Annotated in this window: 16 protein-coding genes; 10 read left to right on the top strand and 6 right to left on the bottom strand. The window is 59.3% G+C overall.

Translation table 11 applies throughout. The features are described 5' to 3' along the window. Positions 1 to 33: 33 nt before the first annotated feature. The gene (locus ACMG4M_RS12035) at positions 34 to 948 is read right to left on the bottom strand and encodes a LysR family transcriptional regulator (RefSeq protein ID WP_414430097.1); all 915 of its coding nucleotides are present in this window, start codon (positions 946 to 948) and stop codon (positions 34 to 36) included. Between the two features lie 96 nt (positions 949 to 1,044). On the opposite strand from ACMG4M_RS12035, the gene ACMG4M_RS12030 reads away from it, so the two are divergent. Further along, positions 1,045 to 1,962 carry a sterol desaturase family protein gene (locus tag ACMG4M_RS12030; RefSeq protein ID WP_272961474.1) on the top strand — a complete coding sequence of 306 codons (918 nt, stop codon included), beginning with the start codon at positions 1,045 to 1,047 and terminating at the stop codon, positions 1,960 to 1,962. 445 nt (positions 1,963 to 2,407) lie between these two features. Here ACMG4M_RS12030 and ACMG4M_RS12025 read toward each other — a convergent pair whose 3' ends face one another. Then, positions 2,408 to 3,826: a 3-oxoacyl-ACP reductase gene (locus ACMG4M_RS12025; protein WP_414430096.1), complete on the bottom strand. Its 1,419-nt coding sequence runs from the start codon at positions 3,824 to 3,826 to the stop codon at positions 2,408 to 2,410. Positions 3,827 to 4,140: 314 nt separating this feature from the next. Between ACMG4M_RS12025 and ACMG4M_RS12020 the strand changes: the two genes are divergently transcribed. From ACMG4M_RS12020 to ACMG4M_RS11995, 6 genes are all read left to right on the top strand, one after another. Next, positions 4,141 to 5,427 (top strand): acetyl-CoA C-acetyltransferase, encoded by a 1,287-nt coding sequence (locus ACMG4M_RS12020; protein WP_035246635.1) that lies wholly within the window; start codon positions 4,141 to 4,143, stop codon positions 5,425 to 5,427. 186 nt (positions 5,428 to 5,613) lie between these two features. After that, the gene (locus tag ACMG4M_RS12015) at positions 5,614 to 5,922 is read left to right on the top strand and encodes a PepSY domain-containing protein (RefSeq protein ID WP_414430095.1); all 309 of its coding nucleotides are present in this window, start codon (positions 5,614 to 5,616) and stop codon (positions 5,920 to 5,922) included. Between the two features lie 4 nt (positions 5,923 to 5,926). Beyond that, entirely contained in the window at positions 5,927 to 6,244 is a 318-nt protein-coding gene (locus ACMG4M_RS12010) for a PepSY domain-containing protein (protein WP_414430094.1), read from the top strand. After that, positions 6,244 to 6,912: a response regulator transcription factor gene (locus tag ACMG4M_RS12005; protein ID WP_035246642.1), complete on the top strand. Its 669-nt coding sequence runs from the start codon at positions 6,244 to 6,246 to the stop codon at positions 6,910 to 6,912. Before ACMG4M_RS12010 ends, ACMG4M_RS12005 begins: the two co-directional genes overlap by 1 nt. Continuing rightward, complete coding sequence (locus tag ACMG4M_RS12000; RefSeq protein WP_414430093.1) at positions 6,909 to 8,258, top strand: ATP-binding protein; 1,350 nt, start codon at positions 6,909 to 6,911, stop codon at positions 8,256 to 8,258. The genes ACMG4M_RS12005 and ACMG4M_RS12000 overlap by 4 nt, the downstream gene beginning before the upstream one ends. Before the next feature lie 79 nt (positions 8,259 to 8,337). Further along, positions 8,338 to 9,342, top strand: a complete 1,005-nt coding sequence (locus tag ACMG4M_RS11995) for an alpha/beta fold hydrolase (RefSeq protein ID WP_414430092.1) — start codon at positions 8,338 to 8,340, stop codon at positions 9,340 to 9,342. Between the two features lie 4 nt (positions 9,343 to 9,346). On the opposite strand, the gene ACMG4M_RS11990 is transcribed toward ACMG4M_RS11995, so the two are convergent. After that, positions 9,347 to 9,949 (bottom strand): TetR/AcrR family transcriptional regulator, encoded by a 603-nt coding sequence (locus ACMG4M_RS11990; protein ID WP_414430091.1) that lies wholly within the window; start codon positions 9,947 to 9,949, stop codon positions 9,347 to 9,349. Between the two features lie 223 nt (positions 9,950 to 10,172). On the opposite strand from ACMG4M_RS11990, the gene ACMG4M_RS11985 reads away from it, so the two are divergent. Beyond that, positions 10,173 to 12,191, top strand: coding sequence for an FAD-dependent oxidoreductase (locus ACMG4M_RS11985; RefSeq protein ID WP_414430090.1), 2,019 nt, complete (start codon positions 10,173 to 10,175; stop codon positions 12,189 to 12,191). Between the two features lie 159 nt (positions 12,192 to 12,350). On the opposite strand, the gene ACMG4M_RS11980 is transcribed toward ACMG4M_RS11985, so the two are convergent. Then, positions 12,351 to 13,604 carry an NADH:flavin oxidoreductase/NADH oxidase family protein gene (locus ACMG4M_RS11980; protein WP_414430089.1) on the bottom strand — a complete coding sequence of 418 codons (1,254 nt, stop codon included), beginning with the start codon at positions 13,602 to 13,604 and terminating at the stop codon, positions 12,351 to 12,353. Between the two features lie 99 nt (positions 13,605 to 13,703). Here ACMG4M_RS11980 and ACMG4M_RS11975 point away from each other — a divergent pair, with 99 nt between their 5' ends. Both ACMG4M_RS11975 and ACMG4M_RS11970 read left to right on the top strand, forming a co-directional pair. Then, positions 13,704 to 14,039 (top strand): ArsR/SmtB family transcription factor, encoded by a 336-nt coding sequence (locus ACMG4M_RS11975; RefSeq protein ID WP_414430088.1) that lies wholly within the window; start codon positions 13,704 to 13,706, stop codon positions 14,037 to 14,039. A gap of 12 nt (positions 14,040 to 14,051) precedes the next feature. Continuing rightward, complete coding sequence (locus tag ACMG4M_RS11970; protein WP_277672757.1) at positions 14,052 to 14,486, top strand: hypothetical protein; 435 nt, start codon at positions 14,052 to 14,054, stop codon at positions 14,484 to 14,486. Positions 14,487 to 14,521: 35 nt separating this feature from the next. Here the strand turns inward: ACMG4M_RS11970 and ACMG4M_RS11965 are convergent, their stop codons facing one another. Together ACMG4M_RS11965 and purT are read right to left on the bottom strand one after the other, a co-directional pair. Then, the gene (locus ACMG4M_RS11965; protein ID WP_035246668.1) at positions 14,522 to 14,917 is read right to left on the bottom strand and encodes an NINE protein; all 396 of its coding nucleotides are present in this window, start codon (positions 14,915 to 14,917) and stop codon (positions 14,522 to 14,524) included. Between the two features lie 16 nt (positions 14,918 to 14,933). Next, positions 14,934 to 16,127: a formate-dependent phosphoribosylglycinamide formyltransferase gene (gene purT / locus ACMG4M_RS11960; RefSeq protein WP_414430087.1), complete on the bottom strand. Its 1,194-nt coding sequence runs from the start codon at positions 16,125 to 16,127 to the stop codon at positions 14,934 to 14,936. Positions 16,128 to 16,447: the final 320 nt, after the last annotated feature.

Below are 16,447 nucleotides of genomic sequence, written 5' to 3'. Positions count from 1 at the left end.
TGTGTCTCAAGATGGTGTTAATTGGACAGGGATTCAAGGGGCTGGTTCCGGGGCCATGGAATCGGTCAGTTGCTGGCGCAGCCAGCGATGGGCGGGGTCACGTTCCTGGGCTTCTGCCCAGAGCATATAAATCGGTACCGGGGGGATCGACACGGGAAAAGGCAATACCTGCAATTGCAGCGCCTCGGCGTAATGGCGTGCCAGGCGTTCGGGAACGGTGCCGATCATGTCCGAGCGGGCGCTGACGGCCAGCATGCTGGCAAACTGGGTCACCCGGGCACCGGTGCGGCGCTGCCAGCCTGGTGCGTTGAGAATCTGGTCCAGCGGCAGACGGCGGTTACGGTCAGGCAGCACCACATGCTCGGCCTCCAGAAATCGTGATTTACTGCAGCGCCCCTTGAAGAGAGGGTGGCCTCGGCGCGCCACCACCACCAGGTTTTCTTCCACCAGGACCTCACGGTGGAGTCGGCTGTCTTCCTGGACGAAAGCATCCACGGCCAGGTCGGCGTGGGCCTTGTGCAGCATCTCGGCCATGTTGTCGCCGGCGGGGGCGATTTCCAGCACCACGTTAGGTGCCCGGTGGCGAATGCGCTGCAGTAGTGGTGGCAGCATCACCATCTCGAAGTAATCCGCGCTGAGCAGCCGGAAATGGCGCTGGCTGCTGGTGGGATCAAAGCGGTTGCCTGGATCGAGGACATCGCCCAGGGACGCCAGTTGGGGAGCGAGCAGCAGGTGCAATTCCCGGGCGCGGGGAGTGGGTTCCATCCCCTGGCGGGTTCGCACAAACAGCTCGTCGTCCAGGGTGTGACGCAGCCGTTGCAGCGCCGCGCTGATAGCGGGTTGACTCATCCCCAGTTGGTCGGCGGCTCGCGACAGTTGCCCAGCTTCCATGATGGCAGCGAAGACGGGAAGCAGGTTCAGGTCGATACTGCGTAAGTTCAGCTTCATGGATATTACTTATATCAAATATCAATTAGGAAAAGGAGTGCCAGCTGGTTATTTTCTGGGGTGTGCGCAACGACAGGATTAAACCGGAGAATAACAATGGATCAGCAACTGACCGCCTTTGTAACGGTATTCATCATTCTGACAGCAATCTGGGAGCTGGTGGCCGGCCGCACCCGCGACGGTAAAAAGACCCGGCAGGACTGGAAAATCGCTTTTCTGGCCACCTTCATGATGGTGGCCGTGCAGCGCCCCCTGGTGTTGCTGCTGCTGACGCTGGGGCTTTCCCGGCTGTTTCCCGGCAGTGCCGGTTCTCTGGCCTGGCTGGAAGCGCAGTATTTCTGGCCGACACTGATCGTCTTCTTCTGCATTGAAGAGTTGATTCACGGCGCATTTCACCTGTTTGCCCATAGCCGCCGACCGAAGAACCGTTTCCTGCAATGGGTGCAGGCGTTCTACAAGATGAGCCATCGTCCCCACCATCTGGCTGGTGGCCAGGACAACAAGGGCCAACTGTCAGTGACCCAGACCTTTGTGAATGGTTGGGCCTGGTGGCTGATCATGCCGAATTACACCTTCCAGCTGGTGTGCCTGTATCTGGGCCTGGTGGAAGTGTTTCTGGTCGGCACCGCCATCAAGGGCATCTGGGCCGCGCAGACCCATGTGAACTGGAACTGGGATCTCTACTTCCATAATCACCAGTGGGCCTGGGTGCGCAAGACCATGTGGGCGCTGGCCCATGTGCTGACCTTCCCGACCCAGCATCACCACCACCATTCCCGTGGCCCCAATTCCGCCAAGAATGTGACCTCCACGCTGGCGATCTACGACTGGCTGATCTTCGGCACCCTGGCCATCGAAAAGCAAAAGCCTGACGTCTACGGCTGGCGCCAGAAGGATGACGAGGCCAACAGCGTGCTGAAACGCTATTTCTTCTGGGATGTGCGCCAGTACATGCCGGGTGGGGCGGCGAAAGCCAAAAAGAAGCGCGAAGAAAAATTGGCGAAAGCGGCATGACAGTTACCGCGCTGATGTTGTAGCGCCTCGTTGCGGGAGAGCACGGGATCTTCCGCGCCCTGCCGGGGATAGCCTGGCGGGGCTTTTTAACATCAGTCTCGAGTGACGAGGAGCGAACCGAGCGAAGCGAGGCGGCAGACATATCCGTTCCCGCACCCTTTTTTAAAACCTGTCGAGTCAGCGTCTGATCATCCTTCGGTTGATTCCCGCGTTCACACACGGTTCGCCCTTCAAGAGAAGTTATTCGCTACGCTCACCCTTCGGGCCGCACGGAACTACGTGTGTTACTCCGCTACGCTCCGTTCCTACAGCGGCTATCGTTGATAGATTGGGAGCACAACCCAGACACAAAAAAGCCGCACCTTTCGGCGCGGCTCTTTTGTTGATCGTGTGGCAAAAGTCTCAAGTCGCGTCGCAACTCGAAACTTTCAACTTGCTTCTGGGTTTAGGCACCCAGCAGCATCTGACCACACACACGCACTACGTTACCGGTCAGACCCTGAGAGGCCGGGCTGGCAAAGAAGGCGATGGTTTCGGCTACATCCACCGGCTGACCGCCCTGGTTCATGGCGTTCATGCGACGGCCCGCTTCACGGATGGTGAAGGGGATGGCGGCGGTCATCTGGGTTTCGATGAAGCCCGGCGCCACGGCGTTGATGGTGATGCCTTTCTCGGCGTACTCATCTTTGTAGGCGTCGATCATGCCGATCACGGCTGCCTTGGAGGTGCCGTAGTTGGTCTGGCCCAGGTTACCGGCGATACCGGCGATGGAGCTGATGGAGATGATACGGCCACCTTTGCCCATGCCGCCGTCAGCCAGCAGTTTTTCGTTGATGCGCAGCTGGCTGGCGATGTTGATGTTCAGCACCATGTCCCAGAATTTCTCTGGCATGTTGCCCAGCATCTTGTCGCGGGTGACACCAGCGTTGTGCACGACCACATCGTAGCCGCCGATTTCCTTGGCCTTGGCGGCGATGGTGGCAGGGGCGTCGTCAGCGGTGATGTCCAGTTCCAGGGTATCGCCACCGATCTGCCCGGCCACCTGGTTCAGGTCGTCGGCCATGGGCGGAATATCCAGCACGGTAACGGTAGCGCCGTCACGGGCCAGTACTTCGGCAATAGCAGCACCGATACCACGGGAGCCACCGGTTACCAGGGCTTTCTTGCCGGCCAGCGGCTTGTCCCAGTCAAACTTGGCAGCCTTGAAGCCCGCTTCGGTGGCGCGAACCACCTGGCCGGATACGTAGGCAGATTTCGGTGACAGGAAGAAGTGCAGGGGAGACGCCAGTTGCGCTTCTGCGCCTTCGTCTACATACACCAGCTGGGCGGTGGCGCCTTTCTTGATTTCCTTGCCCACGGAGCGGGTGAAACCTTCCAGGGCACGCTGGGCTACGCGGGCAGCGCCAGTCTGTTTTTCCGGGGTGCGGCCGATGACCACAACGCGGGCACATTTATCCAGCTTGCGGATCACCGGGTGGAAGAATTCCCACAGGGCTTTCAGCTCGTCCGGGTTCTGGATGCCGGTAGCATCGAATACCAGGCCCTTGAACTTGGCATCGTCTTCGCGGTTGGCGGTGTAGTTGTCCGCGCTCACGCCCAGCTTGCCGGCTTTCTTCTGCAGCTCGGTGGCGTTACCGGTGTTGGCCAGTACTGCGACCTGTGCTTCCGGAGCCCCATTCAGGGTCGCCAGTACGGTATCGATACCGGTGGAACCGTTGGCGGCACCTACCAGCACGCGGCCCTTGATGAAGGAAGCCTGGCCCGGCTGCCAGCGCTCGAGAATGACCGGAATAGGGAGGTTGATTGCGCCAAACAGCGCCTTGCCCATAGAGGAATTGGCAATCGCCTGATAGGTATCGCTCATGGTCCTGTCCTTTGCCATCAAATGATGAATGAGTCCCGCTTAACCTTATGTCAACCGGGACAGGTTTAAAGGGGTGCCGGAGAAAGAATGGTCAAAATAAGACTTCTTTCGTAGGGCATGACGGTCAGCCCTGTCGCACACTGGCGCGTATTGAATCACTGCAATGTGGCGGGTGTATTGACCGGCGCCGGTAGTCAAACAGGCGTTTGAGCCAATGAGGCCGTGCCGGTTGCGGGTAGACTGCGCCCATTCGAGTGAATACTTAAGCGTTTTCACGCTGTTGTTGCTCACCGCCATCTTTAGAGGACATGACTATGCTGGCAGGTAAAGCCGTACGTAAGGTTGCCATTATCGGCGGTAACCGTATCCCGTTTGCCCGTTCCAACTCCGCCTATGTTGATACCAGCAACCAGGACATGCTGACTGCTGCCATCGACGGTCTGGTGGATCGTTTCAAGCTGCACGGCGAGAAAATCGACGAAGTGGCTGCCGGTGCAGTCATGAAGCACGCCCGTGACTTCAACCTGGTGCGCGAATGCGTGCTGGGTTCCAAGCTGGCCCCGGAAACTCCGGCCTATGACCTGCAGCAAGCCTGCGGCACCGGCCTGGAAGCGGCCATCCTGGTGGCTAACAAGATCGCCCTGGGGCAAATCGATTGCGCCATCGCTGGCGGTGTGGATACCACTTCTGACGCGCCCCTGGGTGTGAACGAAGACGCCCGCAAGGTGTTCATGGCTCTGAACCGTGCCAAGACCAACGGCGAGCGCGCCAAGCTGGGCCTGAAGCTGCTCAACCCGAAATCCCTGATGCCCGACATTCCCAAGAACGGCGAGCCGCGCACCGGCCTGTCCATGGGCGAGCACCAGGCACTCACCGCCAAGGAGTGGGGCATTGCCCGTGAAGATCAGGACGAGCTGGCGTGGAAATCCCACCAGAACCTGGCCAAGTCCTATGAAGATGGCTGGCAGGATGACCTGATCACTCCTTTCAAGGGTCTGGAACGCGACAACAACATGCGCGGTGATTCCACCCTGGAAAAACTGGCTACCCTGAAGCCTTGCTTCGGCGGCCCGGACGGCACCATGACCCCGGCCAACTCCACCCCGCTGACCGACGGTGCTTCCACGGTACTGCTGGCCACCGAAGAGTGGGCCAAAGAGCGTGGCCTGCCGGTACTGGCCTACCTGACCATCGGTGAAGCCGCAGCCGTGGACTTCATCGGCAAGAAAGAAGGCCTGCTGATGGCCCCGGCATACGCCGTGCCGAGCATGCTGGACAAGCTGGACCTGACCCTGCAGGACTTCGATTTCTACGAAATCCACGAAGCCTTTGCGTCCCAGGTACTGTCTACCCTGAAATCCTGGGAAGACGAGACCTTCTGCAAGGAAAAACTGGGCCGCAAGAAAGCGCTGGGCAGCATCGATCGCAGCAAGCTGAACGTGAAAGGCTCCTCACTGGCAGCCGGTCACCCGTTCGCTGCTACCGGTGGCCGTATCATCGCCAACGCTGCCAAGCTGCTGAACGAAAAAGGCTCCGGCCGCGCACTGATCTCCGTGTGTGCTGCTGGCGGCCAGGGCGTGGTAGCGATTCTCGAGAAGTAATCGCTGGCATGACTCAGAAAAACCGGCCTTCGGGCCGGTTTTTTTATGCCCGAAATATACGACGGGGATATCTGCCCACCCATTCATGCTGGTTTCAGTTACCGTTCAGGGTAGATTCAGGTTGTACTCGTACAGTGTTCTCAATCCCGACAGGGAAACCCAACCCAAAAGGAAAGGAGAAACACCATGACATTGACCCGAACCACTCTGATCGCAGCCCTGCTTGGCGTGGCTGCCGCCGGCACCGTTTATGCTGATGATGTTCCCCACCAGCAAGTGCCACAACTGGTGAAAGACGGCACGATTCAGTCACTGGAGACGCTCGACAAGGTGGCTCTGGACAAGCACCCGGAAGCACAGATCACCGATACCGACCTGGAAAATGAATATGGCCGCTACATCTACCAGGTGGAGCTGCGTGATGGCCAGGGGCAGGAATGGGACGTGGACATTGATGCCAGTACCGGCGATGTGCTGAAGGATGAGCGGGACTGATCCCTTGCCAATCCCGATCCTGGCCGGCAGGGCGAGTCTTCTCGTCCTGCTTGGCCTGATGTCCCCTTCGCTGACCGCAGATGATGTCGGCCACGAAGAGGCCCTGCGATTACGAGAGCAGGGCCTTGTGCTGCCTTTTGCAACCGTACTGGACGCTATCCATGATCGTTACCCGGATGCCCGCCTGCTGGAGGTGGAGCTGGAGCGGGATGACGGTATTCTTGTCTACGAAATCGAGTTACTGACCCGTGAGCGTGTGGTTCGTGAGCTGGAAATCGATGCCCGTGACGGAACCTGGCTGGACGATGAGCGAGACGATTGATGCGGTTGATGTTGGTGGAAGACAGCGTATCCCTGGCTGATCAACTGATCCCCATGTTGCGTGAGCACGGTTATGCGGTGGACTGGCTGGCTGATGGCCGGGATGCACTGGTAAAGGCGCACGATGATCCTTTCGATCTGGTGATTCTCGACCTGGGCTTGCCCGGCATGGGCGGGCTGCAGGTATTGCGTCAGTGGCGGGCAGAGGGCCTGGGCGTGCCGGTGCTGATTCTCACCGCCCGGGATAGCTGGTCGGAAAAGATCGAGGGCCTGCAAGTGGGCGCTGACGACTACCTGACCAAACCCTTCCACCCGGATGAATTATTGTTGCGGGTACAGGCCCTGCTGCGGCGCACCCATGGCAACGTCAATGACTCGCGCCTGCGCGTCGGCAGCCTGACACTGGATGAGCAGCGCCAGAGCGTCTGGCAGGGTGAGCAGGAAATGACGCTGACCGGTGCCGAGTTCCGCATGTTGCGGTATTTCATGCATAACCCGGGTCGGTTGCTTTCCAAGGGGCAACTGGCTTCCCACCTCTATGACAACGAAAGTGACCGGGATTCCAATGTGCTGGAAGTGCATGTAAACCGGCTGCGCCGCAAACTCGGCAAGGGTGCGATCGAAACCCGCCGGGGGCAGGGCTATGTGTTCATCGGGGGCGACGGATGAGATCCATTGGCCGCCGCTTGGGTATCAGCCTGTTTGTCAGCTTGCTGCTGGCAGGGTTGTTGATTAGCCAGGGGGCACTGTGGTGGCTGGAGCGGGAGCAGCGTGAAGCGCTAAGCGATTCGCTCCGTGACGATGCTGCCGGAGTGCTCACCGCCATCGGCCGGGGGCAGAATGATGAGCTCACCCTCGACCCGACCCGTCTGCATCCGGCCTATCGGCGGCCTCTGTCCGGGCGTTATTTTGTGGTGGAAGTGGCTGACAGCCGCTGGCGTTCCCGGTCCCTGTGGGACGCCACGCTAACACTGCCGGGCCTCCCCGGCATGGACGAGGCGCTGCAGCCAGGCCCGGGTAGTCAGCAGTTACTGCGTTATCGTGGTGAGTACCGGATGAATGATCAGCCGGTGACGATCGTTGTGGCCCAGGATTACACCCCGGTAATGACAGCGTACAGCCGTACCCGCACCGCCGTGCTGATCGCCTGGTTGGTGGTATTGCTGGCGTTGGCTGTGGTGCAGCAGTGGTTGTTGCGCCGGGGGTTGTCGCCATTGCGACAAGCGCGCAAGGAAATCGAACAACTTCGCGGTGGGCAGCGCAATGCGCTTAATGAAGACGTGGCGCTGGAGCTGCATCCGCTGGTGCTGGAAATCAATCGGCTGCAGCGTCATACCGAGCAGCAGCTGCAGCGCTCCCGTCACGCTTTGGGTGACCTTGGGCACGCGCTGAAAACCCCGTTGGCGGTGCTGAAAAATCGCTGCAATGAACCACTGAAAACCGCTGACCCGGCTCTTCATGCATTGCTGGAAGAGCAGCTGGGTCAGATGGAAGCGACTATCCGCCGGGCTCTGGGGCGGGCCCGCGTGGCGGCCGGCGTGACAGCCAGCAACCGGTTTTGTCCTGCCGACCATGTGCCCCTGCTTTTAACGACGCTGGAGCGGGCACATCACCGTTCTCTGCAAGTGGTGGTGGAGGGCGATCAGTTGCCCGCTCAGCCACTGGAGCGGGACGATATGCTGGAAGTGCTGGGCAACCTGCTGGATAACGCCTTCAAGTGGGCGGATAGCCGCATTCGCCTGACCCTGGATGACCGCGACGGGCATCTGCACCTGTGCGTGGAGGATGATGGCCCGGGTATTGCGCCAGAGCGACGCCAGCAAGTGCTGCAGCGTGGTCAGCGCCTGGACGAACGCACTCCGGGGGATGGCCTGGGGCTGGCCATTGTCAGCGATACCGTGGCGGCTTACGGGGGCGAGCTGTCCCTGGGGGAGAGCGCCTGGGGAGGTCTGCGGGTGGAACTGCGGTTGCCGGTCCCGGCCGCAGGAAGTTATTCAGAGGCCCCCTGGCCATAATCCTGGTTGGCCGGGAACCCCGGTGCGGCAATAGCACTCGGACCATAAACACCTGACAACGCCTGATAAGGAGCGCCCCATGAAAGTACAGCCACTGTGGCTGGTGCTGGCGGGACTGTTGCTGGCCGGACGCCTGGTCGCTGCCCCGCTGTCCCTTGATGCCCGTCTGACGGATTTCTCCTATCCCTTCCCGGTGCAGACGCTGAGCCTGAACGATCAGCAACAGGATCTGCAAATGGCCTACATGGATGTGGCGCCGAAACAGGGCAATGGAAAAACGGTGCTGCTTCTGCACGGCAAGAATTTTTCCGGTGCCTACTGGGAGCGCACCATCATCGAATTGCTGGCCGACGGTTACCGCGTGGTGGTGCCGGACCAGATCGGTTTCGGCAAGTCCTCCAAGCCGGCACATTTCCAATACAGCTTTCAGACCCTGGCGGACCACACCCGTCGCCTGCTGGACACACTAAAAGTGGACAGCGTCACGGTGGTGGGACATTCCATGGGCGGCATGCTGGCTACCCGTTTTGCGCTGATGTTTCCGGAGCGCAGCGATGGGCTCGTGCTGGTCAATCCCATCGGCCTGGAAGACTGGCAGCAGAAGCAGGTGCCATGGCAGTCCGTGGATGTCTGGTATCAGGGGGAGCTGAACAAGACCCCGGAAAAAGTGAAGAGCTACATGACCGCCAGCTATTTTGATGGTCAGTGGAAGGAGGCCTACGACCCGCTGCTGACCCTGCAACAGGGCTGGATTCGAGGGCCGGATTATCCCCGTATTGCCTGGAGCTCGGCGCTACACTACGACATGATTTTCAGCCAGCCGGTGGTGCAGGATTTTGACCGCCTTGCGGTGCCCACGCTGCTTGTTATCGGTACCCGTGATCGAACTGCCCTGGGACGTAACCGGGCTCCTGAGGGGATTCGTGAGACCCTGGGCCGCTACGACCAGCTGGGCGAAAAGACTGCCCAGCGCATACCCGATGCCACCCTGGTGGAACTGGAGGGTATTGGCCATGTGCCCCAGTTCGAAGCTTTTGATCGCTATATGGCGGGGCTACGGACATTTCTGCAACAAAGTCGTTAGCCGATCATGCTGAAGGGGCCAGGGCGGCCATGATCAGTGCCACTGACTGTTCGCTGACGGCTTCTATGTCTTCCCGGTTCACGTAGATACCATCGATCAGAAGGCGGCACAGGCCATGGACGGTGGCCCAGCTGGCCTGGGCCACACGCAGGGGGTCGGTGTCAGCGGGCAGTCGTCCCTGAAGCTGGCTCCCAAGCCGTTCGGCATAGTTGCGGAAGCTGCGATAGGCCACCGCCTTCAGTTCCTCGGTGGGAGCCCCGCTTTTCCAGATGGTGCGGCCGAACATCAGCTCGTACTGTTCCGGGTGTTCGGTGGCAAAGCGCAGATACTCGCGGACAAAGTGCTGAATCCGTTCTTTCGAGCCTTCCCCCTGTAATTGCCGACCGATCATTTCATCCAGTTGGCTGAACGCCTGGGTCGCCAGAGCGCAGAGCAGCGCATTCTTGTCACGGAAATGGTGGTAGGGTGCGGTACGGGAGACGCCGGCCCGTTCCGCCAGCTTGCGCAGGGACAGGCCATTAATGCCATCCTCGTCCAGCAGCCGGTTGGCTTCCCGGAGCAGGGTGGAATGCAGGTCGCCGTGGTGATAGCGCGCGGGTCGTGACATGAAAATGATCCTGGCGTGATTATCCTGTGGCAAGTTACCCACCAGACAGAGTCTGCGGTGGTTTCCATTCAGTGAACCCGGTGGTCTCTGTGGTAAAAATGCCTATTCTGTTCAAACACTAGTTTCAGCAATAATCTTGACAGTGTCAAAATAAGCCATTAACTTGACGCCGTCCAGATAATTAACGCGTAGCCATCTCTGGTGACGATACGGAGCACACACCATGACATCCGACCGCTATTCCAACCTGCTTTCCCCCCTGGATCTGGGCCATACCCAGCTCAAGAACCGGGTGATCATGGGGTCCATGCACACCGGTCTGGAAGACCGCTTCTGGCAGTTTCCCAAGCTTGCGGCTTACTTTGCCGAGCGTGCCCGTGGCGGTGTTGGCTTGATTGTTACCGGTGGCTTCAACCCGAACAAGAAAGGGTGGTTCTACCCGTTCTCCGGGCTGTTCAACAGCCGCTTTGATGTGATGAACCACCGCAAGGTCACCGATGCGGTGCACCGGGAAGGGGGCAAGATTGCCCTGCAGGTGCTTCATGCGGGCCGTTACAGCTACCACCCGTTCTCCCGTTCCGCCTCGGCGATCAAGAGCCCGATCAACCCGTTCAAGCCCAAGGCCATGTCCACCAAGGAAGTGGAGCAGACGGTGAAAGATTTTGCCCACACTGCCTACCTGGCCAAGAAGGCCGGTTATGACGGTGTGGAAATCATGGGGTCCGAAGGTTATCTGATTAACCAGTTCACCGCGCCGCGCACCAACAAACGCAAGGACAAGTACGGCGGCAATGCAGAAAATCGCCGTCGTTTCCCGGTGGAAATCGTCCGCGAAATCCGCAAGCGTTGTGGCGATGATTTCATCATCATGTTCCGCATGTCGGTGATTGATCTGGTGCCGGAAGGCTCCACCCGCGAAGAAGTGCTGGAACTGGCCAAGGCCCTGGAAGCAGCCGGCAGCAGTCTGTTGAACTCCGGTATCGGCTGGCACGAGGCCCGTGTGCCTACCATCGTGACCTCTGTGCCCCGGGCAGCCTTTGCCGAAGCCACCCGCCAGGTGAAAGAGGTGGTGTCCATTCCGGTGGTCGCCTCCAACCGCATCAACGATCCGGATGTGGCGGAAGAGATTCTCAAGAGCGGTCAGGCGGATGCGGTGTCCATGGCCCGTCAGTTGTTGGCGGACCCGGACTTCGTGAAGAAGACCGAGCAGGGCAAGGCCGACGAGATCAATACCTGTATTGCCTGTAACCAGGCCTGTCTGGATCACACCTTCCAGCTCAAGCGGGCATCCTGTCTGGTCAATCCCCGTGCCTGTCACGAAACCGAGCTGCTTTATCTGCGCACTGCCAAGCCCAAGAAGGTGGCGGTAGTCGGCGCCGGCCCGGCGGGCCTGTCCTGTGCCACGGTGGCGGCAGAGCGGGGTCACGATGTGACCCTGTTTGATCAGGCTGGCGAGATCGGCGGCCAGTTCAATATGGCCAAGGTAGTGCCGGGCAAGGAAGAGTTCCACAACACCATTCGCTATTTCAGCAAGCGAATTGAAAACACCGGGGTGACCCTGAAACTCAATACCCGGGTGGAAGTGGCAGATCTGCAGGCCCAGGGCTTTGATGAAATCGTCATCGCCACTGGTGTACTGCCGCGTACGCCGGGTATCCCCGGCATCGATCACCCCAAGGTGCTGTCCTACGTGGATGTACTGCGTGGCAAGGCGAAGGTGGGTGAGAAAGTGGCGGTGATCGGTGCCGGCGGTATCGGGTTTGATGTGTCCGAATTCCTGGCTGAACACCCCCGTGACGGCGAGCAGCCCTTGCCGGAGTGGATGAAGGAGTGGGGCGTGGACATGGATAGCAATGCACCCGGTGGCCTGGTTGAGCCGGAGGTGGAAAAACCCGCCCGGCAGATCACGCTGCTACAGCGTAAACCGACCTCGTTGGGCAAGGATCTGGGCAAGACCTCCGGCTGGGTGCATCGCGCCACCCTGAAATCCCGCAACGTGGACATGCTGAAAGGTTGCAGCTACGAGAAAATCGATGATGCCGGCCTGCATATCAAGATCGGCGAGGAAAGCCGGGTACTGGATGTGGACCACGTGGTGATCTGTGCCGGTCAGGAATCCCTGCGCGAGCTGTATCAGGAAGAAGCGAAAAACTTCCACCTGATCGGCGGTGCCGACCTGGCTGCAGAGCTAGACGCCAAGCGCGCCATCAAGCAGGGTGCGGAAGTAGCCGCGGCCCTTTAAGGGCGGGATGTAGGAGCGGCGCTTGAGCCGCGAAGCGTCCCTGGGAATGTTTTCGCAAGCAGGTTCGCGGCTCAAGCGCCGCTCCTACAAAAAAGCCCTTGCCGGCAAATCTCGGCAAGGGCTTTTTTGTGTTTTTCGCTATTAACTATTCACTGCCTTTCAGCTGTTTGCCCGCAACCGTCGGGTCTTGAAGCTGCCGATACCCATCTCCGTGATCACCTTGAACAACGATAGCAGCACGCTTTCATCCGGTTTCGGGTCCTGTCCCTTGCCCATGCGGTGCAACTGACGGGAAAACCAGGAGACTTCCATCATGGCCATCTCGTCGATCATCTTGATGCCTGTCTTGCGCGGTGTGACCCGGCTTATAACGCCTTCCTGGCCGGCGAGAATGCGATTGGCCAGATCTGGTTCCACTGCCAGGGGGCGGGCAATACCAACCAGGTCGGTGGCGCCGCTTTCCACGGCTTGTGCCATGGCCTCGGCTGAGCGGAAGCCGCCAGTCACCATCAGTGGCGTGGAGACCCGCTTGCGAATCGCCTGGGCGTAATCCAGGAAATAGGCTTCCCGCTTCACCGTACTTTCGCGCACGCCTTTGGCGCCGGCCATGGCCGGGTTTTCGTAGTTACCGCCGGAAATCTCCAGCAGATCCAGACCTTCATTGGCCAGGGTTTCCGCTACGGTCATGGATTCTTCTTCGGTGAAACCACCACGCTGGAAATCCGCAGAGTTGAGCTTGATGCTCACCGGGTAATCCGGGCCAACGGCGTCACGGATGGCGCGATAGATCTCCAGCGGAAAACGCATGCGGTTTTCCAGGGAGCCGCCCCATTTATCGTTGCGACGGTTGTGATGGCCGGACAGGAACTGGCTGACCAGGTAACCGTGAGCGCCATGAATCTGCACGCCGGTGAAGCCGGCCTTCTTGGCTAGTGCCGAGCTGGTAGCGAAACGGCGGATGATGTCGAAGATTTCATCTTCTGTGAGCGCCCGTGGCGTCTTGAAGGCGCTTTTGAGCTCCTTGCCGAAGGGGACAGCGGAGGGGGCCAGGGTATCACCGCTGGCGAGCATGCGCGGGATCTGCTTGCCCGGGTGGTTGAGTTGCACCCAGATATCATTGCCCTGGTTTTTGCCGGCCTCGGCCCAGCGTTTCAGCAGGGTCATGTCGCGCTCATCTTCCAGTACTACGTTACGGGGCTCGCCGGTGTGGTTGCGGTCAATCATGATGTTGCCGGTAATCAGCAGTCCGGTACCGCCCTGGGCCCAGCGACCGTAGAGCCGCTCCAGTGCGGGGGTGACATGATTATCGATGGTGCCCAGCGCTTCGCTCATGGCAGATTTGGCGAAGCGATTTTTCAGCGTTATTCCGCAGGGCAGGGCCAGTGATTGTCCGAGAGTGTCCGCGTGGCTCACGATTGTCCTCCAGCGACCTGTGCAGGTCAGCAGCTATATAGTTTGATGATGGTCAAACTATAAGTTAGTTTTATACCCGTCAAACCATTTTGTGTGGAGGTGTCGGTTTTGGCACAGAAAGACATACCGGAGAGTTCAGCGGATCAGTTGGCAGCGGCCTTTCGTGCCCTGTCGAACCCCAACCGCTTGCGTATCTATCAAGTGATTCTGGAGCACTGTCGTGCCCATGGTCATGCGGATCTGGCGAAAGTGCCGGCGGGCTGTGCCTTCGGGGATTTCATGCAGCGTCTCAACATTGGTGCACCCACGGTATCCCACCATGTCCGTGAGCTGGCCGAGGCCGGGCTTATCCGGGTTGAGCGGGAAGGGCGTCGACGTTATTGCCATGCCCAGCCGCAAATGCTGGCTACCCTGGCGCATTTTTTCGAATTATAAGGAGAGAGCAGAATGACAGCAGACCAATGGGCGTTGTGGGGTTGCGGTATTTACTTTCTGACGGGGCTGCTGACCGGGGTGTGGAAGTACTGGCAGATCGCTACCAATGAAAAGGGTCGGGCGCATTACTATGTGGACGTGGCCCACCGGGCCAGCCTGATGTATGCATTTGCCTGTCTGGTACTGGAGCGCTTTGCGCTGCTCAGCGTCTGGGACGACTGGATCAATACGCTGGCGGTGCTGGCAAACGTGGTGTTTTTTGGCCTGGCCATCGGCAGCTATATTATCCACGGCTTCCTGCAGGACACCCGTAATCAGTTGCAGCGCCCCCATCGTCTCGGTGGCGGTAGTGTGCCAGAGCTGGCCATGTCCACATTCATGGTGTCGTTGATCGTGGCCGAGGTGGGTGGTTTCGCGGTGTTGTTTGCGGGGTTTGTGATGCGTTGAGGCCACGCCCGCGATGGGCGTGGCGTCTGCCGGGTTCAGGCCAGGCGGTTCTTCTCGGTGATCTGTCCGTTCAAGGTCCAGAAATCGTAGAGGATGCCCAGCCCGAACAGCCCGGCGGTAAGCAGATAGATGATGCCGGTGATCACCTTGCCCATGTAGAAACGGTGGATGCCGAAAATGCCCAGGAAGGTAAGCAGAACCCAGCCGATGTTGTAGTCGATGCTGCCGGGTTCGTAGCGTTCGTCCGCCGCATCGTCCATGCCCGGGATCAGGAATAGATCGATGATCCAGCCGATGAAAAACAGGCCCAGGGTAAAGAACCAGATGGTGCCGGTGATCTGGCGACCATAGTAAAAGCGATGGGCGCCCATGAAACCGAAAATCCACAGCAGATAGCCGATCACTTTGCTGTGCGTGTCCTGATTTTGCATTGTTATTATCCTCGTTTTAAAGATCGACGTTCAGAGCCGCGCTGGCAGCATTGGCCTTGTCCCGCGCTTGCTGAATGGATTCGCCTCTCGCCAGGGCGACACCCAGGCGGCGGCTGCCTTTCACTTCCGGTTTGCCGAACAGGCGCACTTCCGTTTCCGGTTGGGCCAGGGCCTTGTCCAAGCCACTGTAACGCATCTCGCTGGATTCACCTTGCACCAGCAGTACCGAGGAAGCGCTGGGGCCGCGTTGTTCGATATCCGGAATCGGCAGGCCAAGAATAGCACGGGCATGCAGCGCGAATTCCGACAGGTTTTGCGACAGCAAGGTCACCAGTCCGGTGTCATGGGGGCGGGGAGAGACTTCGCTGAAATACACGTTATCACCCTTGATAAACAGCTCCACGCCAAAAATACCCATGCCGCCCAGGGCTTCGGTGATGGCGCCGGCGACCTGTTTAGACGCTTGCAGTGCTTTTTCGCTCATGGCTTGCGGCTGCCAGGATTCCTGGTAATCGCCGTTTTCCTGGCGGTGGCCGATGGGAGCGCAGTAGGTGGTGGCATAGCGGGTGCCATCCCGGTGTCGCACGGTCAGCAGGGTGATTTCATAATCGAAATCCACGAAGCCCTCCACGATGACCCGGCCCTGTCCGGCGCGGCCACCGGATTGCGCATAGTCCCAGGCGGTCTGGATATCCGTTTCGGTTTTCACCGTGCTCTGGCCCTTGCCGGAGGAACTCATCACCGGTTTGACCACGCAGGGCAGGCCGATCTCGGCAACGGCCTGTTGGTAGTCCTCCAGGCTTTCTGCAAAGCGGTAGGGCGAGGTGGGTAGAGATAATTCTTCTGCCGCCAGTCGGCGAATGCCTTCCCGGTTCATGGTCAGTTTTGCCGCCCGGGCAGTAGGCACGACGGTAAAGCCTTCGCTTTCCAGTTGTACCAGTTCGTCGGTGGCGATGGCTTCGATTTCCGGGACGATCAGCGCCGGCTTCTCCTGTTCTACCAGTTGGCGCAAGGCGGCTCCGTCGAGCATGTTGATGACATGGCTACGCTGGGCCACCTGCATGGCAGGGGCGTGATCATAGCGGTCCACGGCGATCACTTCGCAGCCATAACGGATCAGTTCGATGGCCACTTCCCGGCCCAGTTCGCCGCTGCCCAGCAGCATGACGCGGGTGGCGGTGTCGGTAAAAGGTGTGCCGATGGATGTCATAACAGCTCTCAATGCGGTTGATGGCATGATTGTAACGAAATGGGGTGTTGGTGCTAGCCCGGACTTTTCATCCAATGCCATGTAGTAGGCGAGTGATAAAGTGCCGCCAGTGCGTTCAGCCAGCGCAGCGACAGGCTGGATGCCTTTTCAAGCTGTCTGGGCGCGCTGGCGGTGCTTTAGCGCTCGTCTAATGCATGGCAAGCGTGAGATACAAAATGGAATCTACTCTAAAATGCCTTTCTATCTTGTATAGTAGTGCCAAACCCGAATTGAGGAGCGTTTGGGTGAGAAATCCGGGCTAGGGCTTGCTGGGACATACC

The organism is Alcanivorax sp. IL3 (assembly GCF_047495465.1).
In the GTDB taxonomy this organism is placed as follows: Bacteria; Pseudomonadota; Gammaproteobacteria; order Pseudomonadales; family Alcanivoracaceae; genus Alcanivorax; species Alcanivorax jadensis.
The sequence above is the reverse complement of the archived record's forward strand: the minus strand, read 5'-3'. Positions and strand labels throughout refer to the sequence as shown.